This window comes from Bdellovibrio bacteriovorus (genome assembly GCF_048286975.1).
GTDB lineage: Bacteria > Bdellovibrionota > Bdellovibrionia > Bdellovibrionales > Bdellovibrionaceae > Bdellovibrio > Bdellovibrio bacteriovorus_H.
In genome coordinates this window covers 345,054-371,987 of sequence record NZ_JBLVRT010000001.1, presented here as the reverse complement: position 1 = coordinate 371,987, position 26,934 = coordinate 345,054, and the positions used below count along the sequence as shown (strand labels likewise).

At 50.5% G+C, this 26,934-nt stretch carries 26 protein-coding genes; 22 read left to right on the top strand and 4 right to left on the bottom strand.

Annotation, left to right across the window (positions count from 1 at the left end; translation table 11 throughout):
• Nucleotides 1–4 precede the first annotated feature (4 nt).
• Genes ACNQKP_RS01820 through ACNQKP_RS01800 form a run of 5 tightly spaced genes read left to right on the top strand, consistent with a single transcriptional unit; the run spans nucleotide 5 to nucleotide 5,884 of the window.
• Nucleotides 5–352, top strand: a complete 348-nt coding sequence (locus ACNQKP_RS01820) for a DUF192 domain-containing protein (protein WP_417862466.1) — start codon at nucleotides 5–7, stop codon at nucleotides 350–352.
• Nucleotides 339–2,012, top strand: a complete 1,674-nt coding sequence (locus ACNQKP_RS01815) for an FHA domain-containing protein (RefSeq protein ID WP_417862464.1) — start codon at nucleotides 339–341, stop codon at nucleotides 2,010–2,012. The genes ACNQKP_RS01820 and ACNQKP_RS01815 overlap by 14 nt, the downstream gene beginning before the upstream one ends.
• Complete coding sequence (locus ACNQKP_RS01810) at nucleotides 2,012–3,172, top strand: FHA domain-containing protein (protein WP_417862462.1); 1,161 nt, start codon at nucleotides 2,012–2,014, stop codon at nucleotides 3,170–3,172. The genes ACNQKP_RS01815 and ACNQKP_RS01810 overlap by 1 nt, the downstream gene beginning before the upstream one ends.
• Complete coding sequence (locus tag ACNQKP_RS01805; protein ID WP_417862460.1) at nucleotides 3,172–5,196, top strand: FHA domain-containing protein; 2,025 nt, start codon at nucleotides 3,172–3,174, stop codon at nucleotides 5,194–5,196. The genes ACNQKP_RS01810 and ACNQKP_RS01805 overlap by 1 nt, the downstream gene beginning before the upstream one ends.
• Before the next feature lies 1 nt (nucleotide 5,197).
• The gene (locus tag ACNQKP_RS01800; RefSeq protein ID WP_417862458.1) at nucleotides 5,198–5,884 is read left to right on the top strand and encodes a hypothetical protein; all 687 of its coding nucleotides are present in this window, start codon (nucleotides 5,198–5,200) and stop codon (nucleotides 5,882–5,884) included.
• 9 nt (nucleotides 5,885–5,893) lie between these two features.
• On the opposite strand, the gene ACNQKP_RS01795 is transcribed toward ACNQKP_RS01800, so the two are convergent.
• Nucleotides 5,894–7,621, bottom strand: a complete 1,728-nt coding sequence (locus ACNQKP_RS01795; protein WP_417862457.1) for a sulfatase-like hydrolase/transferase — start codon at nucleotides 7,619–7,621, stop codon at nucleotides 5,894–5,896.
• A gap of 160 nt (nucleotides 7,622–7,781) precedes the next feature.
• Here ACNQKP_RS01795 and ACNQKP_RS01790 point away from each other — a divergent pair, with 160 nt between their 5' ends.
• Together ACNQKP_RS01790 and ACNQKP_RS01785 are read left to right on the top strand one after the other, a co-directional pair.
• A complete protein-coding gene (locus tag ACNQKP_RS01790) occupies nucleotides 7,782–8,411 on the top strand; it encodes a MotA/TolQ/ExbB proton channel family protein (protein WP_011163060.1) in 630 nt (209 codons plus the stop codon).
• Nucleotides 8,412–8,413: 2 nt separating this feature from the next.
• Entirely contained in the window at nucleotides 8,414–8,818 is a 405-nt protein-coding gene (locus ACNQKP_RS01785; RefSeq protein ID WP_011163061.1) for an ExbD/TolR family protein, read from the top strand.
• Between the two features lie 32 nt (nucleotides 8,819–8,850).
• Here the strand turns inward: ACNQKP_RS01785 and ACNQKP_RS01780 are convergent, their stop codons facing one another.
• Nucleotides 8,851–9,906 (bottom strand): hypothetical protein, encoded by a 1,056-nt coding sequence (locus ACNQKP_RS01780; RefSeq protein ID WP_417862455.1) that lies wholly within the window; start codon nucleotides 9,904–9,906, stop codon nucleotides 8,851–8,853.
• Nucleotides 9,907–10,044: 138 nt separating this feature from the next.
• Between ACNQKP_RS01780 and ACNQKP_RS01775 the strand changes: the two genes are divergently transcribed.
• From ACNQKP_RS01775 to ACNQKP_RS01750, 6 genes are all read left to right on the top strand, one after another.
• Nucleotides 10,045–10,548 (top strand): hypothetical protein, encoded by a 504-nt coding sequence (locus ACNQKP_RS01775; RefSeq protein ID WP_417862453.1) that lies wholly within the window; start codon nucleotides 10,045–10,047, stop codon nucleotides 10,546–10,548.
• Between the two features lie 206 nt (nucleotides 10,549–10,754).
• The gene (locus ACNQKP_RS01770; RefSeq protein WP_226987909.1) at nucleotides 10,755–11,342 is read left to right on the top strand and encodes a diacylglycerol/polyprenol kinase family protein; all 588 of its coding nucleotides are present in this window, start codon (nucleotides 10,755–10,757) and stop codon (nucleotides 11,340–11,342) included.
• Nucleotides 11,343–11,415: 73 nt separating this feature from the next.
• Nucleotides 11,416–12,273, top strand: a complete 858-nt coding sequence (pssA, locus tag ACNQKP_RS01765; protein ID WP_011163066.1) for a CDP-diacylglycerol--serine O-phosphatidyltransferase — start codon at nucleotides 11,416–11,418, stop codon at nucleotides 12,271–12,273.
• Entirely contained in the window at nucleotides 12,257–13,264 is a 1,008-nt protein-coding gene (locus tag ACNQKP_RS01760; RefSeq protein WP_417862450.1) for an aspartate-semialdehyde dehydrogenase, read from the top strand. The genes pssA and ACNQKP_RS01760 overlap by 17 nt, the downstream gene beginning before the upstream one ends.
• A 101-nt stretch (nucleotides 13,265–13,365) precedes the next feature.
• On the top strand, nucleotides 13,366–14,739 hold the full coding sequence (locus ACNQKP_RS01755) for a CFI-box-CTERM domain-containing protein (RefSeq protein WP_417862448.1): 1,374 nt from the start codon (nucleotides 13,366–13,368) through the stop codon (nucleotides 14,737–14,739).
• Nucleotides 14,736–15,806 carry a hypothetical protein gene (locus ACNQKP_RS01750; protein WP_417862447.1) on the top strand — a complete coding sequence of 357 codons (1,071 nt, stop codon included), beginning with the start codon at nucleotides 14,736–14,738 and terminating at the stop codon, nucleotides 15,804–15,806. The genes ACNQKP_RS01755 and ACNQKP_RS01750 overlap by 4 nt, the downstream gene beginning before the upstream one ends.
• A 165-nt stretch (nucleotides 15,807–15,971) precedes the next feature.
• Here the strand turns inward: ACNQKP_RS01750 and ACNQKP_RS01745 are convergent, their stop codons facing one another.
• Nucleotides 15,972–16,226 carry a hypothetical protein gene (locus tag ACNQKP_RS01745; RefSeq protein WP_417862445.1) on the bottom strand — a complete coding sequence of 85 codons (255 nt, stop codon included), beginning with the start codon at nucleotides 16,224–16,226 and terminating at the stop codon, nucleotides 15,972–15,974.
• Between the two features lie 231 nt (nucleotides 16,227–16,457).
• Between ACNQKP_RS01745 and ACNQKP_RS01740 the strand changes: the two genes are divergently transcribed.
• The 7 genes from ACNQKP_RS01740 to ACNQKP_RS01710 all read left to right on the top strand — a co-directional run bounded on the left by ACNQKP_RS01740 (nucleotide 16,458) and on the right by ACNQKP_RS01710 (nucleotide 22,077).
• Entirely contained in the window at nucleotides 16,458–17,222 is a 765-nt protein-coding gene (locus ACNQKP_RS01740) for a substrate-binding periplasmic protein (RefSeq protein WP_417862444.1), read from the top strand.
• 166 nt (nucleotides 17,223–17,388) lie between these two features.
• Nucleotides 17,389–18,468: a hypothetical protein gene (locus ACNQKP_RS01735; protein WP_417862443.1), complete on the top strand. Its 1,080-nt coding sequence runs from the start codon at nucleotides 17,389–17,391 to the stop codon at nucleotides 18,466–18,468.
• Nucleotides 18,469–18,526: 58 nt separating this feature from the next.
• Complete coding sequence (gene truA, locus ACNQKP_RS01730; RefSeq protein WP_417862442.1) at nucleotides 18,527–19,315, top strand: tRNA pseudouridine(38-40) synthase TruA; 789 nt, start codon at nucleotides 18,527–18,529, stop codon at nucleotides 19,313–19,315.
• A 110-nt stretch (nucleotides 19,316–19,425) separates the two neighbouring features.
• Complete coding sequence (gene rplM / locus ACNQKP_RS01725; RefSeq protein ID WP_417862441.1) at nucleotides 19,426–19,866, top strand: 50S ribosomal protein L13; 441 nt, start codon at nucleotides 19,426–19,428, stop codon at nucleotides 19,864–19,866.
• 13 nt (nucleotides 19,867–19,879) lie between these two features.
• Nucleotides 19,880–20,278, top strand: coding sequence for a 30S ribosomal protein S9 (gene rpsI, locus ACNQKP_RS01720; protein ID WP_011163075.1), 399 nt, complete (start codon nucleotides 19,880–19,882; stop codon nucleotides 20,276–20,278).
• 207 nt (nucleotides 20,279–20,485) lie between these two features.
• Nucleotides 20,486–21,817: a DUF3373 family protein gene (locus ACNQKP_RS01715; protein WP_417862440.1), complete on the top strand. Its 1,332-nt coding sequence runs from the start codon at nucleotides 20,486–20,488 to the stop codon at nucleotides 21,815–21,817.
• A 35-nt stretch (nucleotides 21,818–21,852) separates the two neighbouring features.
• On the top strand, nucleotides 21,853–22,077 hold the full coding sequence (locus ACNQKP_RS01710; RefSeq protein ID WP_417862439.1) for a hypothetical protein: 225 nt from the start codon (nucleotides 21,853–21,855) through the stop codon (nucleotides 22,075–22,077).
• A 58-nt stretch (nucleotides 22,078–22,135) separates the two neighbouring features.
• Here the strand turns inward: ACNQKP_RS01710 and ACNQKP_RS01705 are convergent, their stop codons facing one another.
• Nucleotides 22,136–22,525: a hypothetical protein gene (locus ACNQKP_RS01705; RefSeq protein ID WP_011163078.1), complete on the bottom strand. Its 390-nt coding sequence runs from the start codon at nucleotides 22,523–22,525 to the stop codon at nucleotides 22,136–22,138.
• 217 nt (nucleotides 22,526–22,742) lie between these two features.
• Here ACNQKP_RS01705 and ACNQKP_RS01700 point away from each other — a divergent pair, with 217 nt between their 5' ends.
• Both ACNQKP_RS01700 and ACNQKP_RS01695 read left to right on the top strand, forming a co-directional pair.
• On the top strand, nucleotides 22,743–24,587 hold the full coding sequence (locus tag ACNQKP_RS01700) for a hypothetical protein (protein WP_417862437.1): 1,845 nt from the start codon (nucleotides 22,743–22,745) through the stop codon (nucleotides 24,585–24,587).
• Between the two features lie 12 nt (nucleotides 24,588–24,599).
• The gene (locus ACNQKP_RS01695; RefSeq protein WP_417862436.1) at nucleotides 24,600–26,900 is read left to right on the top strand and encodes an ATP-binding protein; all 2,301 of its coding nucleotides are present in this window, start codon (nucleotides 24,600–24,602) and stop codon (nucleotides 26,898–26,900) included.
• Nucleotides 26,901–26,934 lie beyond the last annotated feature (34 nt).

Genomic DNA, 26,934 nt, shown 5'->3' with positions numbered 1-26,934 from the left:
AGTGATGGCTAAGTTGATGAACACAACCAACAACCAAACTTTGATTGCGGATCTGGAGGTGGCCACCACCTTCCTGAGCCGTGGCAAAGGTCTTTTGGGCCGCGAAAGTCTGCCGGCTGAAAAGGCGTTGTGGATTCATCACTGCAACAGCATCCACACTTTCTTTATGAAGTTTGCGATTGATTGTGTGTTCGTGGATAAAAATCTTAAGGTGCGCGCGATCCGCAGGGATGTGCGTCCCTGGAGACTGGTGCTCCCGGTATGGGGAGCCGCTTCGGTGATAGAGATGGCATCAGGTACGGTCAGCAACGGGAATGTCAGCGTGGGAGATCAACTTTATGTGGGCGCTTAGAATCTTGTCCGGCCCGCAGGCGGGTTCAGTGCTGGAGCTGAAGATGGGGAAAAACCTCATCGGTCGGGCTCCTCAGTGTGACATAAAACTTATCAGTTCCGGTGTTTCCAAGGAGCACACCGAGATTGCTGTATTCAAAGATAAAATTGTTGTGACGGATCTTCGTTCCAGCAACGGCACTTATTTGAACGGTGTTCGTGTGCAGAGCGGTGTGATGCGTTTGGGTGACAAACTGGGCATTCACGACGTGATTGCCGATGTGATCCCGGCCCAGGAATCCCGTGCGCAGCGTCCGCAAGGACAGCCAAGTGCGCAGACGCCAATGCCTTACTATGGCGGTGGAGCCGCTCCACAGATGCCGCAACCTATGCACATGGGTATGCCACAGCAAAATATGGGTATGCCTCAGGGCATGCCGCAGCCAATGGCGGGCATGGGTATGCCGGGCGCAGGCCCCGCACCAGCGCCAGCTCCGGCATTCCAGCAGGGCGGTTTCAAAGGCCTGGTGGATAAATTAAATGAATATATGGACCGCGTGGCTTTGCCAGGGGTTTACAAGCTTCCACAGTTTGTGGAAATGAAAATGGTTCTGCTGGGCTTTGTGGTGATGTTCATCTTCTCCACAACGCTGCTTTCAATGATTCCGATGGTGCAGATCACTCGCGCCAGCATCATTAATGAAAGTAAACGCCGGGCCTCTTCCATTGCCCGTACAGTGGCGACGCTGAATCAGGCAGCTCTTCTGCAAAACAGTTATTCATCCCTAAGCACCAATGCGGCAGAATCCGAAGACGGTGTGAAGCAGGTTCTGATTGTGCAGCAGTCTGATGGTATGATTCTGGCGCCGGCATCCCGCGCGGGGACCACACCGGATCTGCCGTTTGTGCACTCGGCCCGCCGGGAAATGCGCCCGCAGTCCGTGGAAGTGGATTCATCCACTATCGGTGCGAGCTTCCCGATTGGTCTGTTTGATCCGAACACGGGCGAGCAGTCGGTGAAAGCCCATGCGATTGTGCTTTATGATATCGGCAGTCTGGCCTTCGATGACGGCCGGGCGATCAGTCTGTTCATGCAGACCCTGGTGATTGCATCGTTGATTGGTCTGTTGTTGTTCTTCTTCATGTACAAGCTGATTGAATATCCGCTGGTCACATTGAATGCGCAGCTGGACGCGGCGATGCGTGAAAAGACCGACAATACGGTGGTCGACTTCCAGTTCCCGCCATTGCAGGCCTTGATTGGCAATATCAACAGTCTGCTGACCAGATATATTAACGGTGACACCGACAAGGGCGGTGGTGCTGCCGGATTTGTGAACAAGGACGGCGAGGCTGAAAATCTGATGCAGATGATCGGTTACCCATGTGTGGCGATTGCGAAGGAAGGCCGGATTATTTCCTGCAACCCTTCGTTCCTGCAGGTGGCTCGGGCGGAAATGGCGCAGATTCAGGGGCAGATGTACAAAGCTATCCCGGATGTGGCTTTGCAGCAGAACATCGAAGGCCTGGTGGCGCGTTCCCGTGAAAATCCACGCGGCATCCACACAGATCAGCTGGAGTTCAGCGGGCATCTTTGCATCCTGAGCTGTCAGGCATTCTGTACAGGTCAGGAAGTGGACTATTATGTGATCACTGTGTCACCAACTGAAGGAGGCTCGTGATGAGCGCAGCCCCTCAGGTGAAGGATTCCATGAAGTTTGATATTGAGATCATCAAAGGCCCGCATATCGGTCAGAAGCTTTCTTTTGAAAAGGCTTCTGTATCCATGGGCCGTGGTCCGGAAAACGACATTGTCCTTTCTCAGGATCCGCGCGTCAGCCGTCAGCACGCGGAAATCAAACAGCGTGGCAATGAATTTGTGCTCGTCAATCTGAGTCAGAAAAACTTCGTTATGGTCAATGGCCAGAGCGTTCAATCCGAAGTTCTTACGAACGACTCGGTGATTCAGATTGGTGAGACAGAAATTCTGTTCAAAGTCGACATGCCAGTGGTGCAGACGCCTCCGCCTACACCAGCAGCGACTCCGTCTCCATTATTGACGCCGAATCCATTCCCGGCGCCGACTCCGCCGCGTCCGCAGCAGATGCCGGTCAGCAATCCGTTCCCGCAGGCGCAGACGCCGGCTTATCAACAGCCTCGTCCGATGCCGGCGATGCCTAATCCTTCAATGCCTCCGGCGCAACCGATGCCTTATGGGGGGTATACTCCACCTCCGAATCATGGCATGCCAAACATGGGTGCGCCGATGGGTGGAGCTTCTGGTGGTGGCGGACTGCTTTCCAATCCGAAGGCAAGATTCTATGGAATCATCGCCATCGTGGGCTTGGCAGCGTGGTTCTTCCTGTCGGATTCCGGCAATAAGAACAAAAAAGACCCGAATGCTTTCAGAACCTCTGCTTTGTCCATGGCGGACGTGGCCGAAGCTGAAAAACGTTCGCAGGAGCTTTTGACCATCAAGAAAGAAAAATACGACTCGGTTCAATACCGCCGGGCTCAGGAAAACTTCATCAAGGGCTTCCGCGACTTCCAGCAGGGCCAGTATGCCCGTGCACGCGAGGCGTTCCAGGTTGTTTTGAATCTGGATCCGGACAACGAGCTGGCAAAACGGTATTTCCATCTTTCGAAGATCAAATTTGATGAGCTGGTGAAATTCAACATGATTCAAGGCAACAGATATCGCGAGAAAAAGAACTGGAGAATGTGCCAGTCGAACTATTCCAACGTGATGACCATGCTTCAGCACCGCAAGGACGATCCTTCATTCAAGGAAGCCAAGCAGTTCTATGAAGAGTGCACGCTGAATCTGGAGGGCAGATTCTAATGGCTCTTCTGCGTGTGCGCCTGCGTGGCAAAACAGTCTGTGAAGTAAACCTGACGGAGGACCGCTCTTATGTGGCCGGCCGTAAAGAGGACTGTGATATCGTTTTGCAGCCTGAAAAAGGCATTTCCCGCGAGCATTTTAAAGTTTCCTTCAATGGCAGCTGGAATGTCGAAGTCGTTTCCCGTTACGGTGAAGTGATCCATAACGGCGAGCAGGTTCAGCAGTTCCAGCTTGAGCACGGGGCGATGTTCACCGTGCCTCCTTATGAATTTGATTTCCTGAACACGGTGGCGGAAGCCCCGGTGTATCAGGAAGCTCCCGTCATGAACAGTGGTGAAAACCTGCCAGCGGTCCTGGGTTCCGCACCGGAATCTTTCGATGGCAGCGATGAAAAAACCATGATCGGTGTGGCGCCGACAGCCGCCTTCATCAAGATTGTTGATGCTCAGAATGAAACCAAAGAGATGATCCGCCTTGATGCGGGTGACGCGTGGATTGCCGGACGGGATTCGACCTGTCACATCCAGATTCGCGATCAGCGAGTCAGCCGTCGTCAGTTTGAAATCCGCCGGGCCGGATCCCAGTTTGTGATTCTGGATCTGGGCAGCGTGAATGGGACGCTCTTAAACGGCAATCCGATTTCTTCCACGGACATGACACCGATCAAGTCCGGGGATGCGATCAGTGTGCTGGAAAATTATCTTTATTTTGAATTGCACGATGCCAGCTTCCAGAGTCGTCTGGAAATGGTGAATGTGGCGCCGCCAAGTCCGCTGGTGCCAACCAGCTATGACAACGTACCAATGGAATACCAGCAGCAGTCCCATGAAATGATGCCGTATCAGGGGGCGATGCCGCCGATGCCGTATCAGCAGCCGATGCAGTATCCGGGCATGGGGGCACCGATGCCTGGGCAGATGCCGCAGGCTTCGGGTAAATTTGATTTCCAGAAGAATCGTCCGAAACTGATTGTGGGTGCGGTGGTCCTTTTGGCTGTGGCGTATCTGTTCAGTGGAGGGGAAAAAACGGCTCCTCCTGCGCAGCCGGGTCAGGTGATGGCTCCGGGTTCGCCGCAAGAGCTGTTCTCGAAATTGAAGCCTGAGCAGCAGGCTCTGGTTCGTCAGCGCTACAAAGATGCGAAGAATCTGTACATGCAGGGTAAATACCAGCTGGCACAGGATGAAATCATAAAGATCCAGGAGATCATCCCGGACTACGAGGACATCCGCGAGATCGAGCGTCTTTCCAAAGAGGCGATCTTCATTCAGGAACAGCAGCGTCGTCAGGATGAAATTGAAAAAGCCAAAGCCGAAGCTGAGGATAAAATCCAGAAGCAGGTTGTGGAATGTCAGAAGAAAATCAATCCAACCATCACGGCCGCCGAGATGGAAGACTGCTTAAGTCCTGTTTTGCAGTTCAATCCGGAGCATCCACGCATCCTTGATCTGAAATCCCAGGTCGATATGCTGAATGCCCAGCGCGAGGCTAAAGAGGCTGAAAGAGCCGCTTACCAGTCCCTGGTGTCGAAGATGCGCGGATTGTATGGCTGGGCTGAAGGGGTGCATAAAAAAGGCAAACCTCTGGATGCCATTGCCGCTTACGAAAAGGTTCTTGAATCGAAACTTCCGGATCCAAGTGGCTATAAAGGTCAGGCGAAACGCAATATCGCTTCGATTCGTCAGATGATGAATTCGAAAACAGCAAGCTTGCAGGCCGAGGCGGAAAAGAACTATCAGGCTCAGAACCTGAAAGGGGCGATTCAGGCTTTGCGCAAAGCACGCAGTCTGGATCCTACCAATGATGAGCTTCCGAGTCGTATTGAACGCTACACCGGCGAGCTGCGCAAGCAGATGATGACGCTGTATCAGGAGGGCATCCTGGAGGAAAGCTTTGGTAACGTCGATGGTGGCGAATCCAAAGCCGGTGCCAAGGACAAGTGGAAAAAAATCCTGGAGCTGGATATTCCGGACGGTGAGTACTACAAGAAGGCCTACATCAAGTTGAAAAAATACGGAGCATTGTAAAGTGAAACTGCAGGAGCGCTCTTACAGCACCAAGATTCTTCGTCCCAAACCGCTGATTCATCGTGAAGATGATGGCAGCCTGTTCGTGATTGCCACCTCATGGGGGCAGCCTGAGCATGCTCAGCGGGCACTGGATGAAGTGGTGAAGTATGTCAGTGCTGCGAAAGCGGACGTGGAAGTGACGTCACCTTTTGAGTTCCTCACGTGTCTGTCGGATGAAGTAAACTATGTGCGCACCGGGATTCTGATCGCTAATGATCTGCTTTATCGCGGGGAAAACCGCGCAGAATATTTTTCCGGCGTGGAACTGATGGCGATCTTCAAACGTGGTCCCCAAGTGGCGTGGGCGCATGTGGGGTGCCCAAGCTTGTTCATTCAAAGAAGAAATCAAAGACTGCAACCGCTGTCGATCGGACAGGATCTTTCCAGTGAATTGCCAAGACCGCAGGCGTTGCCACCATTGCCGTCCCAGCTTTTGGGACTGGATCCGACCTGTTATATTCAGTGCGGGCATACCTATGTGAACGAAGGGGACCGCCTGGTGCTGCTGGCCAGCTCCAGTGTGGCAACGACGCTGTGGACCCGTGAAGGGGATTCGCTGGATCTGGGCTCTGTCACCACGGGTATGATTCAGGAAGATCCGGATTCGCCGTTCTGGCTGGGTCTGATTGACGTTTCCGCCGAATAATTTAAAAAACTATAGCTCTTCAATCGTCAGGGACTTGTAAACCTGATTGCGCAGCTTGGAAAACTCCGGCAATGCCAGCGCCAGTTCCACGCGGGATGGGGCGAAGATATTGTCACGGGAAGTGTCCCAGATCAGCCCTGCGGCAATGTTGTTTCGCTGAATCTGCTGATCCAGCATGTAGTTGCGGAACGAACGTTCAAAGCGTTTGCGCTGGGCTTCGCGTGAAAGTCCGCGGGCATCAGCACGGATCCAGTCGATCCATTCCAAAAACAGCGCATCATTACAGTTTTTCAAATTGTCTGTACCAATGGATTTTACGGTCACCAGATCAAAGCAGGCATCAGTGACCTTGGCGGTTTTGATATTCAGATTTTTTTCCGCCACAAACTGCCATGCTGAAATCTTATTTTTCTGCCCCAGTTGTTTTAAAGTGTCCCAGTCTTTACGGTTCAAGGCGATTTGTGCTGTCCAGTTCAAAAGATCCAGACTGCGGGGTTGCTGGCTTTGCAGGCGTTTCAGGTCTTTCAAAAGCAGATCTTCCTGATCGGCGCGCATCCAGCGGGAATAGGGCAGACTCAGCTTTGTGGTCCATTCCGAAAGCAGGGGAGGGAAAGACACGAACTGATTGCGATAAAGCAGGTTTTGCAGTTTTTGCGTGGTTGGCAAAATGCTTTCCTGCAACAGCGGTAAAGGGTTCGTTTCGAAGCGGTCCACCAGTGTGTTGTACAGGCGGGGCTTTTCATCGTTGATATATAGAACATGATTGGAAATTGCTGCGGTCTTTAAGGGACCTGCTTTGCGCCAAAGAGCCCAGCCGGATTCAAGCAGCAGCGGACGGTCTTCCGGCCAGGTCGCCGTGGCACTTTTCATCACTTCGGTCAGTGACTGTGCCGGGAAGGACTGCGGTGCCTGATCCACGATGCTTTCGCCCAAAAGATGGAACAGCGTGCGCCCGACATCCACCAAGCTGACATTTTGATCGATCTTCCAATGAATGGCTTCGTCGCGCTTTTTCTTTTGAGAAGGTTTGATGAACAATGCCACCTGGGTGTTTTCACCGTGCAGGTTCATGGAGCTGAGCTCTTTCGGGCGGTCGTTGCCGGTGTGTCCGTTCAGTCCCACCAAAAAGATGGTTGTACTGTCCCAGTGGCCGCTGGATTTCAGTTCCTGGAATAGTTCAAAAAGGCTTTCATCAAGTTCTTCACGCTGACTTTCGAAACTTAGGTTACGGGCTTCGCCCAGATCAGTCAGAGTTTCAGTGGTTGTGAACAGCAAATCCGGAACATAGATCACGCTGAAGAAGGACATGCCCCCGACATCCTGGTGGACCCATTGTCGAAAAGCATCGGCATTTTGTTTAAAAGGACGAATCAGGCTGCGGAAGCTGGGAACGATATTGTCATCAAAAAGTTCGAAGCCTTGGTTCAGTCCGGTACGACGAAAGACGGGGGCGCCACCTGAAAAGAAACTGGTTCGGTAGTCCTGATCCAGGGCGACCTCAGAAGCCAATTCGACCTCCGCTGCCAGTCCCGGACCACCATTGTGACGAACCTTGTGTTGATAAGGATAAAGACCCGTCAACAGGGACGCCAAAGCCGGAACAGACATCGGAGACGGTGAAAAGGCATGGGTGAAACGCACGGACTCACTGCAAAGCAATTGAAAACCAGACCTCTCGGAGGAGTCCTGACTGCAATTGACGTCGCTGATGGTCAATTCGTCCACCGCGATGATCAATATGGAGTTCCTGTCTTTTGTTTGGCAGGAGAGCTGGACCAAACTCAGAAGGAAGAGTGTGAGAGTTAAAATGATTTTCCGCATACCTTGACCGTATGTAATGGTTTTAGTGATAATGGATCAATTAGACAGCGCAGTCAAAGATTTGGAGGAATCACCCATGCTCACGGAAAAGATATTTACTATTGCTCACTTGGCGGATCAGGTCGTTTTGTGGATCTTGCTTGTTCTCAGCGTATTGAGCATCGGCATGATTCTGGAACGTTATTTTGCCCTGAAGAAAATTTCCGCAGAGTCGCAAAGAGTGCGTGCTCGCATCAAGCTGGCGCTTCAAAGCAACAGCCTTGAAGACGTGGAGGATCTGGCGAAAGATCCAAACTCTATCGAAGGCCGTGCCGCAGGTTACGCGTTGAAACACATGAGAGACGCGGGCAGCAAAGGTCTTTCTGAAATCTTCAACACCTTTGCTTTGACTGAGCGTCCAGAGCTGGAAAAATTCCTGGGTTTCCTGGCAACGGTGGGTTCCAATGCTCCGTATATCGGTTTGTTCGGTACGGTTTTGGGTATCATGAAAGCCTTTAATGATCTGGCGACGGCTCCTGAAGCGGGTCAGCAGACAGTGATGGCGGGTATCTCTATGGCCCTTGTGGCAACGGCAGCGGGTCTGTTTGTGGCGATCCCTGCGGTAGCAGCGTACAACTATTACAGCAAACAGGTTCGCGGCGTGTTCCAGAATCTGGAAAGCGTGAAAGAGTTGTGCCTGGCTTACGCTAAGAAAAAAGGTGTTTAAAAATGGCATTTAATAACAGCGACAATAATGAAGCCATAGCGGACATTAACGTCGTTCCGCTCGTGGACATCATTCTTGTGGTTCTGATCATCTTCATGGTGACGGCACCCATGTTTATGAAGCCCACGATCAACGTGAATCTGCCCAAGGCAGCCAGCGGTGATCAGACAGCTCCGAGCAAGCTGAATATTGCTTTGACTGCTGACGGACGCATCAATCTGAATGGAACCTTCGTATCTGAAGAGGACGTTCGCGCCAAAGCCACTGAAGAAGTCGGCAAGAACGCGGATGTTCAGGCCATCATATCAGCGGACAAAGATGTGCCGCATGGAAAAGTGGTGGGACTTCTGGATATCGTCAAAGGATCCGGGGTTAAAAAGTTCGCGATCAGTATTGATAAAAAATAGAAATGAAAAAGGGCTCATTAAGAGCCCTTTTTTTATCTTCGCACCCATTTGCAGGTGTTTGAGATCATCTTGAGTTTCTTGTTGCGGCACTCAAAGGCAACATTGCCGTCGTACCTCCATTCGGAAGTGTCTTCATACCGGTCGCCATAGTCATAATAGTTCGGATTTACCGCCGGTGTGTGAATGCGTGGGATCGTTGAGCGGCAGCTGATCCAGGTCTTGTCCAGATAGTTCAAATTTGATGGAACGTTGAAGTAAGTCAGCTGACTGTAGCTAGGATACGGGAACAGCATATTGTAAATGTCATAGCTTTGATGCAGCAGGAATTTTCCGCGCGGACCATCAAAGAATTCAGTGAAATAGTTGTATCCCTGATCGTAAGTGCCATTGGTGAAAGTGAAGTACTTGCCAGCGGTGCAGCCAACAGTGGGCTCAAGAATCGTCACGCGCGCCATCGTGCTTTGCAGGCTCTGACCTTTGGAGTCTTTGATAATCACATAATAGGTGCCTTCGTTTTTCCAGCTGTCAGCACTGCCGGAATAGAACGCATAGTTACCAAAGCCGCCGGAGATGGCCTTGCTGTTGACATACCATTGATAAGAATAAGGCTGAGTGCCGCCCGCTATCGTGACATCCAGCTGGAAGTCACCATTCTCCTGAACGCTGACGCCTTCAGGCTGACGAGTGATGCGGAAAGTGCCGTCAGAAGAACCGCCGCCGGAAGAGCTGCCTCCTCCGGTGCTGATCCCGCCGGAAGAACCACCACTGCCGCCGCCGCCACCGCCGATAGTGACAGCACCGCCGCCGCCCGTGGAAGAGCCGGAGCCGGAACCCGAGGAGTTGGAGCCGCCACCCATATTCACGCCACCAGAACCACCGGGACGCGAGCCCCAGATGTCTGTGCGACCGCCCGAGCTGCCACCGCTGCCTTTGGAAGCCTCGGTGGTTGAGCCTTCTTCCGCGCATTCGCCACTGCAGAATGAATTTTGTGGAGCACAGTTTTGGAAGCTGACAATAGTAAGGGAAGCGATGATCAACGCCGAAAGGACGCGAAAATTCCGAATTTTCCGAAGAATACGGCCATTCATAGTTACTTTCCCCCAAGTACCTGGACTTTAATACGGAAGAAATGTGGAAAAACTAAAGTAAAATGGCTGTTTTTTGATCGGCTTATCTCAAAATGACACAGCTAAAGTCCTGCGCCGGTATTCCGATGATTAAAAGGTATGTTTAAAGCACAACCTTCAGACACTCAGTTCATTATAGTCACTTTCGTGTTGGTTCTTCTTTTGGGAATTCCGACGTTTATGAATTTGACCGAAGATTCTGTTGTCGTGGCGGAAGAAGAGGTGTTTGAGGCAGCCAGTGCACCCGCGCTTGCCGGTGGACGTCAGCCCGCCAGCATTCCGAGTGCTAAAATAATGGCGGCCAGTCGTCTGACGCAGTTTGATCTGAGCTGTGCAAAAAAGGCTTCAAGTCCTTTGAGTGTCGATAGTGGTTATGTCCAGTTCGAGGGTAAAAACTGTCTGCGCGGCTTCAAAGAAGGCGACGTAGAGATCATTAATAAGAGCAATGGTTATACGGCTTCTATTTTCCTGCGCGGCACTGACAAATATCAAACGGATCTGATCCAGCTTAAAAAGGGCGATAATGAAATCACGATTCGCTATCGTGAACGCTCCGGAAAGGCTGTAGAGGAAGTCCTTTTGGTCCATTCAAGCCAGATTTAATCCTTTAAAATCAACATCTTAATGCATCCAGCTAGAGTAAGATCAATTAAATTGATCTTCAGTTACTCTGCCTTTAAGTTAGCCCCCGTCCCTGCGTTGAAGCGCGGACAATAAGTGGATTTATACTGATGCTAATTGAAGGATTGACCCAACCTGTGGATCTAAAAAAACGTTCGGACATTCATTATGCTCGAAAGATCTGGCATATGTCTGGAGTCTTCGCGATGTTCCTGGCTTATGTGTACATGCCACCGGCTGTTTCCATGACCGTGTTGATCGTTGCGTGGAGTCTGTTTGTTCCTTTTGATTTTCTTCGTTTGAAATACCCTGCTTTGAATGACTGGGCGATGCACGCATTTAAGCCCATCATGCGTCAAAGCGAAGTGAAAAAACTGGCGGGAACGACCTTCCTGCTTAGCGGTGTTTTGATTGTTAATATCCTGTTCCCTCGTCCGATCGTGGCGTTGACGCTGTTGTTCCTGGCTTTTGCCGATCCAATCGCGAGCTACTTCGGGATTCTTTACGGTAAAGACAAGATCTTCGGTCATAAATCCATTCAAGGATTCATGGCGGCGTTCTTTGTTTGCGCCGCTGTCACGTTCATTTATCTGATCTACCATAATTATCTGATGGATCGTCTGATTGTGGTCAGCTTGTTCGCCGGTTTGGTGGGCGCTTTTGCAGAATTGATTCCTATCGCCAAGCTTGATGACAATCTGACTTTGCCTCTGATGAGCGCTGTCGGATTGACTATCCTGTTTTATTTCTTTGGATTTTTCGCAGCCGTAAGCTAATGTCGTTGAGGTTGGAGACGGGTCTTTTCCGCCACTCCAACCGCATACATTTTCTAGCTTAGGTGGACGAAAAATGGCTACTGATACTCATCTTGATAAAATCGAATCTGACGATGCCAAAGCTCAGCGCTTGGCGATGTACATTTATATCCTTCCAAATTTGATGACCACGGGGAATCTTTTCTGCGGTTTCTTTGCAGTTATTCAATCCATCAAAGGGAATTATCTTTTTGCTGCATACGCGATCGTGGTTGCTGCTGTCTTTGACCAGTTGGATGGCCGTCTGGCGCGTTTGACCCGTTCAACGAGCAAGTTCGGTGCTGAATACGATTCTTTGTGTGACTTGGTCAGCTTCGGTATGGCTCCGGCTACGATGCTGTTCCTGTGGGCCTTGCAGCCATTCGGTCGCCTGGGCTGGGTTGCGACCTTCCTGTTCGTAGCCTGCGGTGCACTTCGTTTGGCGCGTTTTAACGTTCAGGCGAACGTGGTTGAAAAGAACTACTTCCAGGGTCTGCCGATTCCAATGGCGGCAGGTATCGTGGCTTCTTCCGTTCTGGCATTCCAGGATCTGGAATTGGAACCGCTGGGTAATTACGGTTTGTTGGTAATGACTATTTTGCTGGCGTTGGTGATGGTTTCCAACTTCCGCTTCCGCAGCTTTAAAGATCTGGATCTGAAAGAGCGTCTGCCATTCCGTTACCTGATTCTGGGTGTCGGTGTTCTGGTTGTCGTGGCACTTCGTCCGGAAGTGATGCTGTTTGTTCTCTTCATGGCTTACGCAGTTTTGGGCGCTGTTTTCGGTGTCTTCAAACTTGGAAAAAACATCCGTAAGATCAAGCCAAGCGTGTACGCTCCTGCATCTGTGCATGAAAGCGATCTGGTCCTCGAAGACGAGGAAGAAGAGGCGAAGAAAGATGAAAAGAAAACTTAAAGTCGGTGTGGTGGGCGCGACCGGAATGGTCGGCCAAACCTTCATGAACATCCTGTCAGAGCGCAGTTTCCCAATTGAAGAACTGCGCCCCTTTGCTTCTGAAAACTCTCTGGGTAAGAAAATTGAACTGCAAGGTCAGCAATGGCCTTGTCAGGTATTGAAGGACGGCTGTTTTGACGGCCTGGATCTGGTTTTCTTCTCGTCCGGAGACGACATCTCTGCTGAATGGGCTCCGAAGGCCGTGGCAGCAGGGGCTTTTGCCGTGGACAACTCGGCAGCCTTCCGAATGGATCCAAATACCGTGCTGATCGTTCCTGAAGTGAACGGGGACCTGGTGAACAAGGATTCCAAACCTCAGATCATCGCCAATCCAAATTGTTCCACCATTCAGTTGGTGGTGGCGTTGAAACCTCTGCTTGAAAAATTTGGTCTGGAAGAAGTGCGTGTCAGCACCTACCAGGCGGTGAGTGGAGCCGGTCAGGGCGGTCATGACGAATTGATCGAACAGACCTCGAATCATCCTAAACCAACAGATCCAAAAACGTTCCCGCACACGATTTTGTTCAACTGCATTCCGCAGATTGGTTCTTTCAACGATGAAGGTTACTGCAGCGAAGAAGTGAAGATCATGAAAGAGACCCGCAAGATTTTGGGTCAAAAAGATCTTAAGGTGTCCGCATTCACCGTGCGTATCCCGGCTTTGAACGCTCACAGTGAATCCGTCTGGGTGACTTTAAACAAGTCCGTCAGTCGTGACGAAGTCATGGCGGCTTTGTCCGGGCAAGAAGGCATCGTAGTTCAGGATGAACCCAAGAAAAGCGTTTATCCTTTGGCCCGCGATGTTTCTGGCAAAGACCCGGTCTATGTGGGCCGTGTTCACCGTGACCCGGAAAATCCAAAGATGTGGCTGATGTGGGTTGTTTCAGACAACATCCGCAAAGGAGCCGCCCTGAACGGCATCCAGATCGCGGAAAAGATCTTCTTTAACTAAGTGTGGAAAGGGCTGTCTCAGGACGGCCCTTTTTATTTCGACCTTGGTCCGGGGGGACCTCATTTTTTGACTTCCGGACCTTAGCATGGTTCGATTAAAGGATGAGACTTCCATGGACGGGATATCAGCATCACCTTAGAACTTTTGCACTTTCCACCTTGCTGGGGGGAATGCTGCTTTCCGCACCGGCTTTAGCCACGATCACACTTGTTTCTGTGGATGGGGCTTCCCGCATTGATCTGGCAACAACTGAAACCAAGACCACGCTGTATGCGGGTTTTGCCGGGACTTGTACTGCCGATGCGAACTCGGCAGCGACTTGTGACAGCTGCAGCGGTGAAACTGTTTCCAGTTCCAAACTATGGCCGTGTAACAAGAAAAACGCCTATAACAATCTTCGTATTACGATCCGTGTTCAATCCAGCAATACGTCAGCCGTCTTGGCAGATGCGATTATCAAAGTCGGTGAAGACACACTGACTCCTTCCATCAATCCAACACTGGCGGATGGTATTTTGAATGTGCAGGTCACCTGGGGTGAGCTGTGCCAGAAGCTCGGTCAAAGTGGCGGATGCGTAGCGGATTTCAGCGGTGAGCTTTCTGTGGGCTTTAAAACCACCACGGACTCAACGACCACGAATGACCTGATGACTTTCAAAGTGATGGGTCGGGTGGCGAAAACCGATGGATCAGACTGGGTTTACGCCAACTGTCCGACTGACGACGACACGGCTCTTGCGGGTTCTGGTTATTGCTATTTCAGTTCTTATCGTGGGGATGAAAAGATTTACGCCGATCAGTTGCGCCGATCTCCGGATTATCCAGCGACGACGGCGCCAGGGATTGAATACGCAGGTCCGGTGTTCTTCTATGAAAAGCAACTGGATGGTGAAGATGACAACACCACCATTGCGCGCATCTCAAATGCCTCTGGATACATTCAGCTGGTGGACCCTGAAAGAGACAACCGCATCGACGGACTGGAAAATGACGTCCGCTATTGCATGGTCATGGCCAATCAGGACAAGACCGGAATTGTCTCTTATTATTCTCCACTGCCGGGAACAACCGGTGGGGTGGATGCCATCAGCCTGTGCGCGACTCCTTCGAAAGTTGTGGGCCTTCTGGATGACAAGAGCTGCTTTATCGCCACGGCGGCCTTTGGCAGTGACATGGCTCCGGAAGTTCAAAGCTTCCGTGACTTCCGTAATAGATATCTTCTCAGCAACAGCATCGGGACGAAATTTGTGAAGCTTTATTACAAGCACAGTCCGTTCTATGCGAATCTGATCGCTGAAAATGAATATGCGAAAACGGCAGTGCGCACCGCTTTGTGGCCCCTGCTGTTCTTTGCCCGCCTGAGCGTCACCTTTGGTCTTTGGGTGACTTTGCTGTTTGCAGTTCTGGCAGGTGTGTCCGTTTATGAAATGTACCGTCGGTTTGTCGCCGGTCGCAGAACGCGGGGTGAAGCGTGAATGCCTGGCATAAGTATTTTGTAGTTCTGCTGGCAGTTATTTCCTTCCACAGCGCCAGGGCCCAGGAACAGGGGCCTCCGCAAGAACCTCCATTCGTTCAGGAAGAAACCGAATTTGAAGGTGAAGACCTGCAGATCGAGGACGAGATTCAAAGTGCCGCTCCCGCCAAAGAATCCGGCACCGTTAATCTGAACGAACAAACTCCAAGTGAATCCAATATCGAAGAAGATCTGATGATCGAGGAAGAAGCTCCGGCAGTGGTTGAAGAGGCTGCTCCGGTGGTTATTCCTGAAGAGCCACCTCAGCAAGTGGCTCCGGTAAAGAAAACTCCGCAGGTCGAAGTGGTTCGCAAATCCAAAAGCGGAGGCGTGGAATACATCCAGCATCCGCAGGCGGCCAAGGGTCTGATGACCATCACCAAAGATGGTGCTTACATTTATCGTGTGAAGCCCCCTTCGGCTTCCAAAGAATCCGGCACCTTCCGCGTGGGCATGATGGATCCTCCCAAGATTGATTCTGCCGACGGCGTGACCAACTATGATTCCATGTACGGTGGATCGTCCCAGGCGATGTTTATGTTTGATTACGAGTGGAAGCCCTTCAATGGTTATGGCAGTCTGGGCATTCAAGCAGGTCTTGGCTTGCTGTATGCCACCGGGCAGGGGCGATTCATCACGCCGGATCCGCAATTCCCGAATCAGGAAGCCAAGGAAGAATATTCCTTCCTGGCGATTCCGCTTAATGTGGGTGGTGTGTATCGTCTGGAGTGGAGTGATCGTCAGTGGATTGCGCCGTACATTTCTGCCGGGGGCACGTATATCGGTGTCGTTGAAATCCGTGATGATGGCAAGTCGCCGTCCGTGGTGGGCACGCCGGGTGTGTATGGTGCGGGTGGTTTGCTGTTTAATGTCGCCGCGATGAGCGATGACACCGCTTTCACCCTGAGTTCTGAATACGGCATCAACAACCTGTGGCTGTCATTGGAATACCGCCAGTTGCAGACGTTCAGTGAAGACGTCGATTTCTCGGGCGGGATCATCGGAGCCGGAGTGACGGTCGACTACTAGGCTGGTGAAAAGGGCCCACCTCCGCGTGGGCTTCGCCTCAAAATGCCAGAGGCATTTTGTGCATCTGGACCCTTTTGACCAGCCTTGGCTCTCGGTTTGTGAAATAAAAAAGGTGCCTCCTTCGGAGAGCACCTTTTTTTTGTCTTCAATTTTGAAGAATCAGAACTATTTGTCAGAGCAAGCTGCGAAGTAAAGAGTTCTGTTGTGACGGTGAGTGACTGTCTGACGGCAAGTTTGAGCGTACTCAGAGCAGTTGTATTTTACGTAAGTTTGGCCTTGGCTGTCCTGGCCCATTACGTTGTTGGAATCGCACCAGCTGATGAAGTCTACATAGTACTCGTCAGTAATACGAGAGTAGTTAACGTCAGAAGCAACAGCGGAACCGGAAACAAGCATCAATACTGCGAACAATGATTTCATGGAATAACTCCTTATTTTTTAGATTTAAAAAAGTGGGACAGGAAATACGCCTTTCGCCTGTGGTCGTCAATTCCCCGTGAATCTTGTGAAAAAAGGGTAATTACCAAGTTTGGGCATTACCGACGGCAACTGGCGGAACATTCAAGCCTCAGTCTTTCTTTGATTTCCAACAAGTAATTAGGGGATTTCAAAACTCTTTTGTATTTACTCTCTATAAATCTAGGAGCTGATTTGACCCGTCTGTATTGGATTCTGCCAATTCTGCTTGCTTGCGTGTGCGCGCAGGCCAAAAGCTATCGTGTCCTTGCCGAGGACAACTGGCCTCCATTTTCCTATGTGGAAAATGGCCGCCTGCAGGGGGTTTCCGTGGATCTGGTGCGAGCGGCTCTTGAGATTGAGTCCTCGGAAGTGGAGCTTTTGCAGGTGCCTTACCTTCGCTGTCTGGCTTTGACGGCTATCGGTAAAGAACCGGGTTGTTTTAACTCGGCAAAAAATCAGGAGCTGGTTGAAAAGTACGTCTTCCCTGACGAGCATCTGTTCCGCAGCCGGGGGTTGATCGTCACCAACCTCCATGTAAAAAAGACCAAAACCATCCGAACCGTCCGTGATCTTGAAGGTGAAACTGTGGCTCTGCCCAGTGGCTTTCCGTTCGGGAAGGAATTCGACGATAACAAAAAGATCCTGAAACACTTCACGGCCAACGACATGACTTCTTTGAAGCTCGTGATGACTGGCCGGATAAACTACGCCGCTATCGACGAGATGGTTTTGTACTATTACTTGCAAAAGAATCCGCACTTCCGCGGCAAAATCAGCACTCTCCTGGAGCTTAGCAATGAACCTATCTATGTTCATTTTTCCCGGTCCCACCCGCAAAGCCGGGAACTGCGTGAAAAGCTGGATCGGGGCTTGAGGAAGCTGAAAGCCTCGGATGACTATGCCCGCATTATGCAGCGCTGGCTGGGAAAGGACATCCCTCTGGCAAACTTCCGTTAAATCCCAAACGGTGCCTATTTTGGGTTTCCTGTCACAGGGCTGACTGGGGTCATTACCCCTTTGGGCCTTATAAGCAATTTAGCAGAGATAATATGCTTTTAAGGGCCTTTCTCTTATTTGCCGGCTGGTATGCTCGTTGCTCTTTTAAAGGGGAACAGGAGATCCCATGGCCATTCGTACCCTTTTCAAAAGCCTGCTTTTGATCGCTGCCGTTTCTTTGACCGGGGCCCAGGCCTATGCCGAAGACGACGCCAATCTCCTGCTTTTTGAATCTGCCCCCAGCCAAGCTGAATCCCAGAAAGCCCCGCGCTCTGACATGCCTGACGAAGCAGTGATAAAACTGGATTTGTCTGAAGTGGTGGAGGCCGACAAGGACTTCAACCGCAAGGCCTTTGTGGAAAGAGCCCGTGCTGCGATGACGGCTGAAATTCCCGCTGACAAGCTTTATGAGTTTGAAGGACCGCGCACTGAAGCAGAGCTGGAAAAACTGCTGGAACTTTCTGATGCAGACATCGCCAAGTTCCTGGCGAAGAAGTCAGCGTTTCTGGGCAAGTTCGCGCGTGTGTTGTCTTTCTTCCGCTTGAAACCAGGCAAGATCAACAAGGCTTTGAATGAACTGAACAATCGTTTCTATGAAAGTTCCCATGTGGTGTCCCGCAGTAATGTGAAAGGCGGGACGATGATGGTTTCTGTGGGCGCCGGCTTGGCGCTGCCACAGAAGGTGATGGAAGCGCTTCGTGGCAGAAGCATCGGTCGCTTCATTCCTGAATCCGGTGGATTCTTTTACATGCTGGGACTTGGTGCTGGTATTTCCCGCCAGGTGGGCGCAGACGGCAAATCTAAAATGGTCTTTGAGATTTTCATGGACGTTGAACGCCTGAAGAAAACTCTGACCGGTGTGGCCGAGATTTCTGCGGCGGGTACTTATGGCCTTGTGTTTGAAAAACGTGATGGTGCCTTCACTCATCAGAAAAACACCACCATGTATGGTGGCGCGACGGGTGTCTTCCGTCAGGGGCCGAGTCAGTTTGGCTGGGCGGCTTCGACGGGAATGTCGATGCCTCCGGGGATTGGTATTTTCCTCGTGTATCAGGATCATGCGACCCGATATTATCTTTTCCGTATGGAGGGCTTGAGAGCGTCTCTGCCTGCCTTGAAAGGATTTAAAGACGGTATTATCTCGGCCTTGAGGAACTATGCCTACTTCGGTGGCAAGGTCGTCACCTGTCAGGGAGCTTTGCTCTAGGCTGTTAAAAGTTCCCGCCATCTTGCGGCCCTTCTGGGAAACTGGTAGGTTGCCGCGCATGACTACTAAAGTGCGCTTTACCGTTGCTTATGACGGAACAGGATTCTGCGGCTGGCAGAAACAAAAACCCGAGGACCAGATTTCGGTGGCTCAGGTTATCGAGGAGGCCTTGTCCAAGGTCTTCAATGAAAAAATCACCCTGTTTGCTTCCGGTCGCACCGATGCCGGGGTTCATGCCCTGAACCAGGTTTGCCACTTTTCTACGCATCGCAAGATTGATCCGAACAAGAAATGGGACCTGTGCTGGGCTTTGAATTCCCACCTGCCCCCAAGCATCGTGGCTAAAAAAGCCTGGATCGCCCCGGATGATTTCCATGCGACTTTGTCGGCGACCCATAAAACCTATCGCTATCTAATAGTGAACAAACCCCGTCCCAGTGCTCATTTAAATAGATATGCGGACTGGGTGCGCCTGCCGATCAATATCGAACATTTGCAGGAAAGTTCTAAATATCTCTTGGGAAATCAAGACTTTAAGAGCTTCCAATCGGTCGGAACCCCGGTTCCGGATACGGTTCGCGAGATCTATCAGGCGGACTGGGAATGGCGTAAACCCGGTGTCATGCAGTTCACGATTACCGGCAGCGGCTTTTTAAAGCAGATGGTCCGAAATATTGTGGGGACCTCAATGTTTTTGGAACGCAAAGGCCTGGCTCCGTCCACGATGAAGGACATTATTGCGGCCCAAGACCGCATGAAAGCCGGTCCGCCGGCCCCCGCGCAGGGCCTGTACTTGATGAAGGTTTATTATCCTCAGGACCTTGACATTAGGTGCCTAGAACTTTAAAACATCCCTTCCCGCAAAATAGTGTAAGAGCCCGTTGTTAAACTCAAACATATTTTTGCCGAGCAGACGGACGGTAAAACCGGCTGTTCAAAATGAAACTGGAGACTCTAATGAAGACTTTCAATGCTAAAGCAGATGAAGTTGAAAGAAAATGGTGGATCGTTGATGCCGCTGACCAAAAAGTTGGTCGTGTAGCAACTGTTATTGCAACTATCCTTCGTGGTAAAAACAAAGCTATCTACACTCCTAACGTTGATACTGGCGACTTCGTTGTTGTTATCAACACGGACAAGATGGAGCTTTCTGGAACTAAGTGGCAGGACAAGAAGTACTACTCTCACACTCGCTTCTTCGGTTCTATGAAAGAGATGACAGCAGCTCAGGCGAAAGAGAAAGATTCTACTTTCATCATGCACGAAGCTGTTCGTGGTATGCTTCCAACAAACAAGCTATCCCGTCATGTTATCATGAAAATGAAGGCTTACCCTGGTGCTGAGCATCCTCATGCTGCTCAAAAACCGGCTCTTTACACCCTTCCATCTAAGAAATAATCGGAGATAGAAAATGGCAGCAGCTGATAAATTCTATTATGCAACTGGAAGAAGAAAAACAAGCGCAGCGCGTGTTTTCTTGAAGCCTGGTAAAGGCACTATCACAATCAACGGTAAAAAATCTGAAGATTATTTGACTCGTATGCAATCCCGCATGGTGATTGTACAGCCTCTTGATCTTTTGAACCAAATCGGTAAGTTCGACGCGAAAATCACTGTAGCAGGTGGTGGTGAGTCTGGACAAGCTGGTGCGATCCGTTTGGGTATCACTCGTGCATTGATCGCTTTCAATCCTGAATTCAAAGGGATCTTGAAGAAAGCTGGCTTCGTTACACGTGATCCTCGTATGGTTGAGCGTAAAAAATACGGTAAAGCGGGTGCGCGCCGTAGATTCCAATACTCCAAGCGTTAATTTGCTCGGACGCATTCTTTCGAGAATTGCGAATGGAAGAAAAAAGGGAGCTTTCGAGCTCCCTTTTTTTTATCCAAAATCTGTCGTCGTTTCTTCTTCCGGTTTCTAAGTACTACTTTCTGTTTACAAGTCTCTTGGAATTGTAATTTTACTCTCATTGCAACGCCGTCATGTGGGTGCTAGTCCTCTATTTGGGGGAGGCGCTGCATGAAGATTGCTGCTGGTGCATTGTTATTGTTCTTGGGATCGGTGGTGCAAGCTCATCAGGCCCCCATGTATATGACGACACCCAAAAGCGTTGAAGAGCGTCTTGCTGAACTGGAAGCCAATCAAAATCTTCGTTATTTCAATCTGTCGGGCTTTTTGATTTCCACTTACGACCACATCTCGGCTGAAGAAAATTACCCGGAAACTTTCGATAATCCTGATTTGCAGTATCTGCGTTTGCGTCTTTCATTGAATGCGGATGCCGAGATCAATCCGCAGATTCGTGTCTATACCCGCTTGACGGCCACCAAGTTTATGAACAACTGGCGTTCGCAGGGTGGGGATTCCACTTACATTCACGATGTCGAGGGTGTTTATTCGAACTCAGGTTCTTTGATCTATCTGGAAAAGGCCTATGTCGATTTGTCCTGCCCCGAGTCTGTCTGGACTTTGTCAGTCGGGCGCCTGCCGACGGTGAATGGCAGCCCTGAACATTTCTGGGACCTGCTTCCGAGGCAGGGGACATATCCTTTGCTGACCTTTGATGCCCCTTTGGATGGAGTGGCTGTCACCTTCCGTGCGGACTCTTATCTGCCGTTGAATCATGAGCTGTCTGTGCGTGTGCTGTACACTCCGTTCACTGACGTGGTGTGGGGTGGAAATGGAAAATATTTACGGCCGCCTACGGATGATACCAATGGCAATGCTCAGATTGGTGACGATACCGAAACATTGATTAACATGGGTTCGGTGCAGCTGGATTACACTTTGAAGAATCAATCCTGGACCGACGAGCTGGGCGCTATCCTTCAGTACTACAAAAGTGGACGTCTGCCTTTTGCAACGGGTGCCGGCACTTCCGATTTGAATCTGCAGGGTGATGGCCTGACGGCATTGCTTGAACTCAACAGCCTGGCGCAGACAGCTTTGGATGTTTCGCTCAGTCATACTTATACCAACACGATCAGTGACGGTTTGCTGGCTCCGGGTTTGGGGTTCGGAACAGATCAGGATTATGGGACCAACTATGGCAGCCTGACTTTGCTTTCCACCCGCTATCGTTTTGCAAAATGGGCAGTGGGTTTGGAATGGTTGACCAGTTCCGGTGTGCCGTTTTATTTCTCTGCTGCGCCCGAGGATCTGACCCGGTTCTATTCGACGCCGGGTAACAGCGAACATTTGTATGTCACCACCAAGTGGATGAGTCTTGTGACTTTGCGTGCGGGCTATCGTCAGCAGAATTATTCGGCCATTCCCATTGGGTTTGGTCCGGTGCAAAGCACAGATCGTGTTTTGAAAACCTATTACCTCAGCCTAAGAACGGATTTCTGATGAGCGGGGTTGGGGTTTTCTTTTCGATGGTTGTGATGACATTCGTGGTACTGGGGCCGACGTCAGCGTATGCCGGCAAGGTCGAGTCCATCCAGGAAGTGATTGTGAAGGAATGCAAAAAAAAGATCAGCTATGAAGAAGCACTGTCATTGATTCGGCCCTTGTATCTGACCTGTGTGCCGGGAACAAAGGTGACCGTGTACGACAGCTGTCGGGTCAAGTGCCTGAAGTCCAATGCGGGTGCAGTTATCGGACGATAAAAAAACGCCTCGAAAGAGGCGTTTTTCATTTCATCTTGAAAGCTCTGCTAAGAACAGATTACTTCGTGCAAGACAATGGGTAGATGTTACCGTTAGCAGCCAGGAAGCCACCGAAAGTGCCATCAGACTCAAGGCTCAGACCCAAGAAACCAGTGTTAGTGATAACACCGTCAACTTGAGAGGACTTTTCAGTCAAAGCCAACAGGTTCAGGAAGCCGTTCTGAAGTTGTTGAGCGATAGTGCCTTTGTCCATCTGAGAGAAGAACACAGCAGATTTAGAACGCTCATTCAGGTTAACCATCACGAAGTCAGCGGACTGATCATCAGCCAAATCAACTGCCAAGGTAACAGCGTTAGTTTCGGAAGGAACAACACAAGTCATGATTCTTGTGTCTGCCATTGCGGAAGAACCCATAAGAATCATCGCAGCCATAACAAGCTTTTTCATTAAAACCTCCTATAAGGTGAACGGGGGGAGGCTATTTCAGTGTGCTGGACCATGCAATCCAAATGCATCGCACTATTTGTCTAGACTTGACGACATTGTCCCACATTGGACGCAAAGCTGGCCCTAGCATTAGGTCTTAAGTACTCTGATTTAAAGGACTTATTCGCATTTATTAGATTATTCTTAGTGTTAACGAAATTTCGCATAAGGAACATCTGTGAAGAGCTTGATTTCATCATTGGTCGTCATCTTCGGTTGCCAGACTGTTATCGCACAAGAGGCAGCAAAACCCTCCACTCCCGAAACGGCTCCAGCGGCAGCTTCCGCGGAGGCTCCTGAAAAAGCTGAGAAAAATGATACGGAGTTCACAAGACCTCTGTTCTTCTCGGTTATGGATCAAGAGTTGAAAATCAAGAATCCGTTGGTTGAATACGATCTGAAGAAATCAAAAGGCAAACAGCTTGATTTGGGCGGTCTGGTTTTCGACAGTCAGTCTTTGTCTGCCCAGGTCGAAGCAAACACTTTGAACCTGACTTGGAATCATGACCTGGTTCCGGGTGGTGAAGTGTCGGTGATCAGCCAGCAGGGGAAAGAACTTTGGAAACAGCCGGTAAAGGGAACTGGCACCTGGTCTTATGCGGGTATCAATGAAAGCAAAGGGCCTCAGTGGAAAGATGGAGAGCGTTTCCGTTTTTGTCTGCGTGCTGAAGCCGGCAAGGGTTATTCCAGCATTTGTTCCCAGTGGTACGGCGTTGAAATCAAAGAAGGCAATGTACAAATTGGTGTGACCAAATCTGAAGCCAGTCCGCGTGTGATCTTCCAAAATGAAGAAAAGAAACTGCAAGGGGCCGAAGAGGTGGCCGTGGGAACTCCGGTGCAGTTCCTGGCAACGCTGGACTCTGATGCCACTTATGAATTTGTTTCTGAACCAGTGGCTCCGGTGATTCGTGACATGATCGAATCTGAAAAGAAAGCCGGAGATGTGACCCTGATCGGGGATATGCCACGACCACTGAAGATGGAGTCTGAAAACATCGCTGGTGAAGACTATGGTTCAGTCACCAAAATGCTGGGCTTTGAAAGTACGATCGGGGCCCGCGCTGATATGTGGCAGGCCGATGTGACTCAGAAAAATGCCCGTTTGGTGTTGCCGGGGAAATCCGGCGGGGTGTTTGTCTATAATCTGGAGATCACCGAACCGCCTCGTCAGAAGGACCGCCGGTTCATCTCCACACGTGCGCTGAAGGGCACTTATCTGTCCAAAGATCAGATGCCTGTTCGTGATGTTGAAGACAAAGTGACGGTCTGGAACTTTGAAACCCCTCAGAAGTTTGCCATGAATACGGCGACTTTGGATGTGCCGGGTGAAAAATCCACACACAAATCATACCTTGAGATCTATCGGGCTGGTGCGGGTGAAGCCAGCTTGCGTTTGACCGGTGTTGTGACCAGTGAATCTGACTATGTGATTCTTGGTGAAGGCCACGTTTCCTGGTGGTTCAATGATCTGTTTGGCTGGCAAAACTACTGGTTGTCGAAACAGCGCTGGGGTGTGAGTGCCAAGTACTTCACGTCGCTGACGAATCTTCCGGCTTCCACGGCGGGTGGAAACTCTGAAGACGTGAAACTTGCCGTGATGGATGCGGATCTGCGCTATCGCTTTACTCCGGGCCTGTGGGAAAAAGATGAAACCCTGGGTCTGATTGTTGCGTATGAAGCAATGACTTTGGGTGACAGCAATGTGCCGAAGATCGGTGCGGGTCTGTTCTGGGCGCGCTCCATGCCGCGTGCGATTGATTACTGGTTCTCGAAAATCCCGTTCATGAACTATCCGAAATGGGTGGACATGGAATTTATCAAGTACTTCTCTTCCACTGACAGCGATATCACTTTGGGTGACGACTATGTGCTGAACTTCCACGGGAAGGTGTTGTGGACTCCGCGTTTCTTCGGTGAAGCCGGGTTTGGCTTGAAGAATTATTATTATGAAAAGAACTCTGACGGTTCCGGTGCGAAGCTAACCACTTTTTATGGAACTGTTGGATTGGGTGTGAACTTCTAATCTGCGGGAAGAATGAAAAAGAAGCTGACCTTTGTCCATTTATTCCTGCTGAATCAGCTGGTGACAACCCTGGTGCTTTTGACAGTGCTGGGGGTCTATGGCACGCATCTTTTCATTCAGGAACAGCGGGCCATCCGCGAACGCATGGAACCGGCTTCAGCCCGTGAGGTGGACAGGATCAACAATGATTTTGCCACTCTGGAAGCCAATGTTCAGAGACTGAAAAGTATGGTGGAGCTTTTCGATGTGATGCCCAAGAGCACACGAATTGAAAAGTTCCGTCAGTTTTCCTCAGACACGATCGCTGGTCACAGCACGCAGTTTAATGCCTGGGTGGCTTTCGGACCCCGTCTTGCCAGGGAATATCTGGGGCGCGAAGCCTATGTCTATGTGGTTCATCGTGATTACTCTTTGTTTGCCAGTCCCAAATATAATGATTCATCCACTTTTGTGTCAGAGGTTTTCACCGAGCCTGGTTATGACAAGGATCCGGATGTTCAGTGGTGGTGGATCAACGAAAAGAAACCTGGAGTGAACTATTCGGACTTCTATTTCGACAAGGGCTACATGGAAAAGGTCATGTTCAGCACCACCATTGGTATTTTCAGCAATGCCGGAAAGCTTGAAGCTGTGGTGGGAATTGATACGCTGGCCGGGGACATAGCACACCGTTTGGGAATTTTTAAACTGGGCGACACTGGTGGGGCCTTGATTGTGGATGAGCACGGTCGCCCTGTGTTGCCCCTGATTGCCAAAGATGCTCCAGTCCTGGGTTTTAAGTATCTTCGAGCATTGAATCAGGATGAGTTCAGGGCGATGCCCAAGCTTTCCCAGAAAGTCTTTAACATTCAGAATCAGCGCCAGCTTCAGGAATTTCCTGGAGCCGACGGTAAAACCTATCTGACATATTCCCGCCCTATCAAAGGCAAGCCATGGCACCTGGTGATTTACCAGGAAAAGTCCGAGTCCTATGCCGGCTTGTATTTCCGTTTGTTCTTCTTCGGTTTTGTCGCTTTGGTTACTTATGTGGTGTTCACCCTGATGGTTTGGATGACAGGGAAGTATGTGATTGCCCAGGACAAAAAAGCTCTGGCGCGTTTGCAGGATTCCCGTGACCGTGCCGAGGCGGCGACTCGCGCCAAGTCGTTGTTTCTTTCGACCATGAGCCATGAAATCCGGACTCCGCTGAATGCGATGCTGGGATCGGCTGAACTTCTGAATGAAACGCATCTGAATTATGAACAAAAGGAACTGCTGACGTCCCTGCAAAGTGCCGGGGATACACTTCTCAGCATGCTGAATAACATCCTGGATTTCTCAAAGTTTGAATCAGGCAGAATGCAATTGGAAAGCCGGGAATTTCTTCTAAGCGATCTGGTGCGCGAGGTGCAGGCTTTGATCAGTACGTCCATCTTGCGCAAGAATTTGCAGTTCACTTTTCATCCGCCTGAACATGACCGCTGGATTGAGGGTGATTCTCTGCGCTTGAAGCAGGTGCTGATGAATCTGCTGGGAAATGCCGTGAAGTTCACCGACCGGGGGGCGATCGAGTTGACGGTGCAACCCTATCCTGGCAAAGAGCCGGGTAAAGAGACATTCTTCTTTGAGGTCAAAGACACTGGTATCGGGATCGCCAAAGAGAATCTAAAAAAGGTCTTCGATGAGTTCGGACAAGAGGACTCTTCGGTCACGCGTCGCTTCGGTGGCACGGGCCTGGGTTTGAGTATTTCGCAAAAGATTGTGCAACTGATGGGTGGCGAGCTGTACTGTGAAAGCCGGCAGTTCGTGGGATCGCGCTTTCACTTTTCAGTTGAACTGCCTTCACGCAAGGCCGAGCTGTGGAGCACGCGATTCAGTCTGGAAATGGCTCCAGCGCCGCAGATGGTGCGGCCTGCTTCTGAATCGGGGCGTAAAAGCATTCTGATTGTCGACGATATGGAAGAAAACCACACGCTGCTCAAAGCCTATATCAAGCGTCTGGACTATGTGACCACAGAGTCGGCCTACAACGGCTATGAATGTCTGGAGATGTGGGAACGGGGTCATTACGACATGATTTTCATGGATGTGCAGATGCCGAAAATGTCGGGTCTGGACACGATCCGAAAACTGCGTGAAATCGAGCGGGCCCGGGGCCTGCGCCGTACGCCGGTGGTGGTGATTTCTGCCAACAGCTTTACTGAAGACATTGAAAAAAGCCTTATGGCCGGGGCCGACCAGCACTGCGGCAAGCCCGTGCGCAAACAGACCGTTCTGGAAATCGTTCAAAAATACTGCTCTGAAGACATCGAAACAGCCCCTGCAAACTCTTAAGACAGCGTTAAGTTTCTAACAGCTTATCCCGATA

Excerpts from the sequence above, each read along its gene's own strand:
- ACNQKP_RS01820 (WP_417862466.1), top strand. The coding sequence starts at position 5 with ATGGCTAAGTTGATGAACACAACCAACAACCAAACTTTGATTGCGGAT.
- ACNQKP_RS01815 (WP_417862464.1), top strand. The coding sequence starts at position 339 with ATGTGGGCGCTTAGAATCTTGTCCGGCCCGCAGGCGGGTTCAGTGCTG.
- ACNQKP_RS01810 (WP_417862462.1), top strand. The coding sequence starts at position 2,012 with ATGAGCGCAGCCCCTCAGGTGAAGGATTCCATGAAGTTTGATATTGAG.
- ACNQKP_RS01805 (WP_417862460.1), top strand. The coding sequence starts at position 3,172 with ATGGCTCTTCTGCGTGTGCGCCTGCGTGGCAAAACAGTCTGTGAAGTA.
- ACNQKP_RS01790 (WP_011163060.1), top strand. The coding sequence starts at position 7,782 with ATGCTCACGGAAAAGATATTTACTATTGCTCACTTGGCGGATCAGGTC.
- ACNQKP_RS01785 (WP_011163061.1), top strand. The coding sequence starts at position 8,414 with ATGGCATTTAATAACAGCGACAATAATGAAGCCATAGCGGACATTAAC.
- ACNQKP_RS01780 (WP_417862455.1), bottom strand. The coding sequence starts at position 9,906 with ATGAATGGCCGTATTCTTCGGAAAATTCGGAATTTTCGCGTCCTTTCG.
- ACNQKP_RS01775 (WP_417862453.1), top strand. The coding sequence starts at position 10,045 with ATGTTTAAAGCACAACCTTCAGACACTCAGTTCATTATAGTCACTTTC.
- ACNQKP_RS01770 (WP_226987909.1), top strand. The coding sequence starts at position 10,755 with ATGTCTGGAGTCTTCGCGATGTTCCTGGCTTATGTGTACATGCCACCG.
- pssA (WP_011163066.1), top strand. The coding sequence starts at position 11,416 with ATGGCTACTGATACTCATCTTGATAAAATCGAATCTGACGATGCCAAA.
- ACNQKP_RS01760 (WP_417862450.1), top strand. The coding sequence starts at position 12,257 with ATGAAAAGAAAACTTAAAGTCGGTGTGGTGGGCGCGACCGGAATGGTC.
- ACNQKP_RS01755 (WP_417862448.1), top strand. The coding sequence starts at position 13,366 with ATGAGACTTCCATGGACGGGATATCAGCATCACCTTAGAACTTTTGCA.
- ACNQKP_RS01745 (WP_417862445.1), bottom strand. The coding sequence starts at position 16,226 with ATGAAATCATTGTTCGCAGTATTGATGCTTGTTTCCGGTTCCGCTGTT.
- ACNQKP_RS01735 (WP_417862443.1), top strand. The coding sequence starts at position 17,389 with ATGGCCATTCGTACCCTTTTCAAAAGCCTGCTTTTGATCGCTGCCGTT.
- truA (WP_417862442.1), top strand. The coding sequence starts at position 18,527 with ATGACTACTAAAGTGCGCTTTACCGTTGCTTATGACGGAACAGGATTC.
- rplM (WP_417862441.1), top strand. The coding sequence starts at position 19,426 with ATGAAGACTTTCAATGCTAAAGCAGATGAAGTTGAAAGAAAATGGTGG.
- rpsI (WP_011163075.1), top strand. The coding sequence starts at position 19,880 with ATGGCAGCAGCTGATAAATTCTATTATGCAACTGGAAGAAGAAAAACA.
- ACNQKP_RS01715 (WP_417862440.1), top strand. The coding sequence starts at position 20,486 with ATGAAGATTGCTGCTGGTGCATTGTTATTGTTCTTGGGATCGGTGGTG.
- ACNQKP_RS01710 (WP_417862439.1), top strand. The coding sequence starts at position 21,853 with ATGACATTCGTGGTACTGGGGCCGACGTCAGCGTATGCCGGCAAGGTC.
- ACNQKP_RS01705 (WP_011163078.1), bottom strand. The coding sequence starts at position 22,525 with ATGAAAAAGCTTGTTATGGCTGCGATGATTCTTATGGGTTCTTCCGCA.
- ACNQKP_RS01695 (WP_417862436.1), top strand. The coding sequence starts at position 24,600 with ATGAAAAAGAAGCTGACCTTTGTCCATTTATTCCTGCTGAATCAGCTG.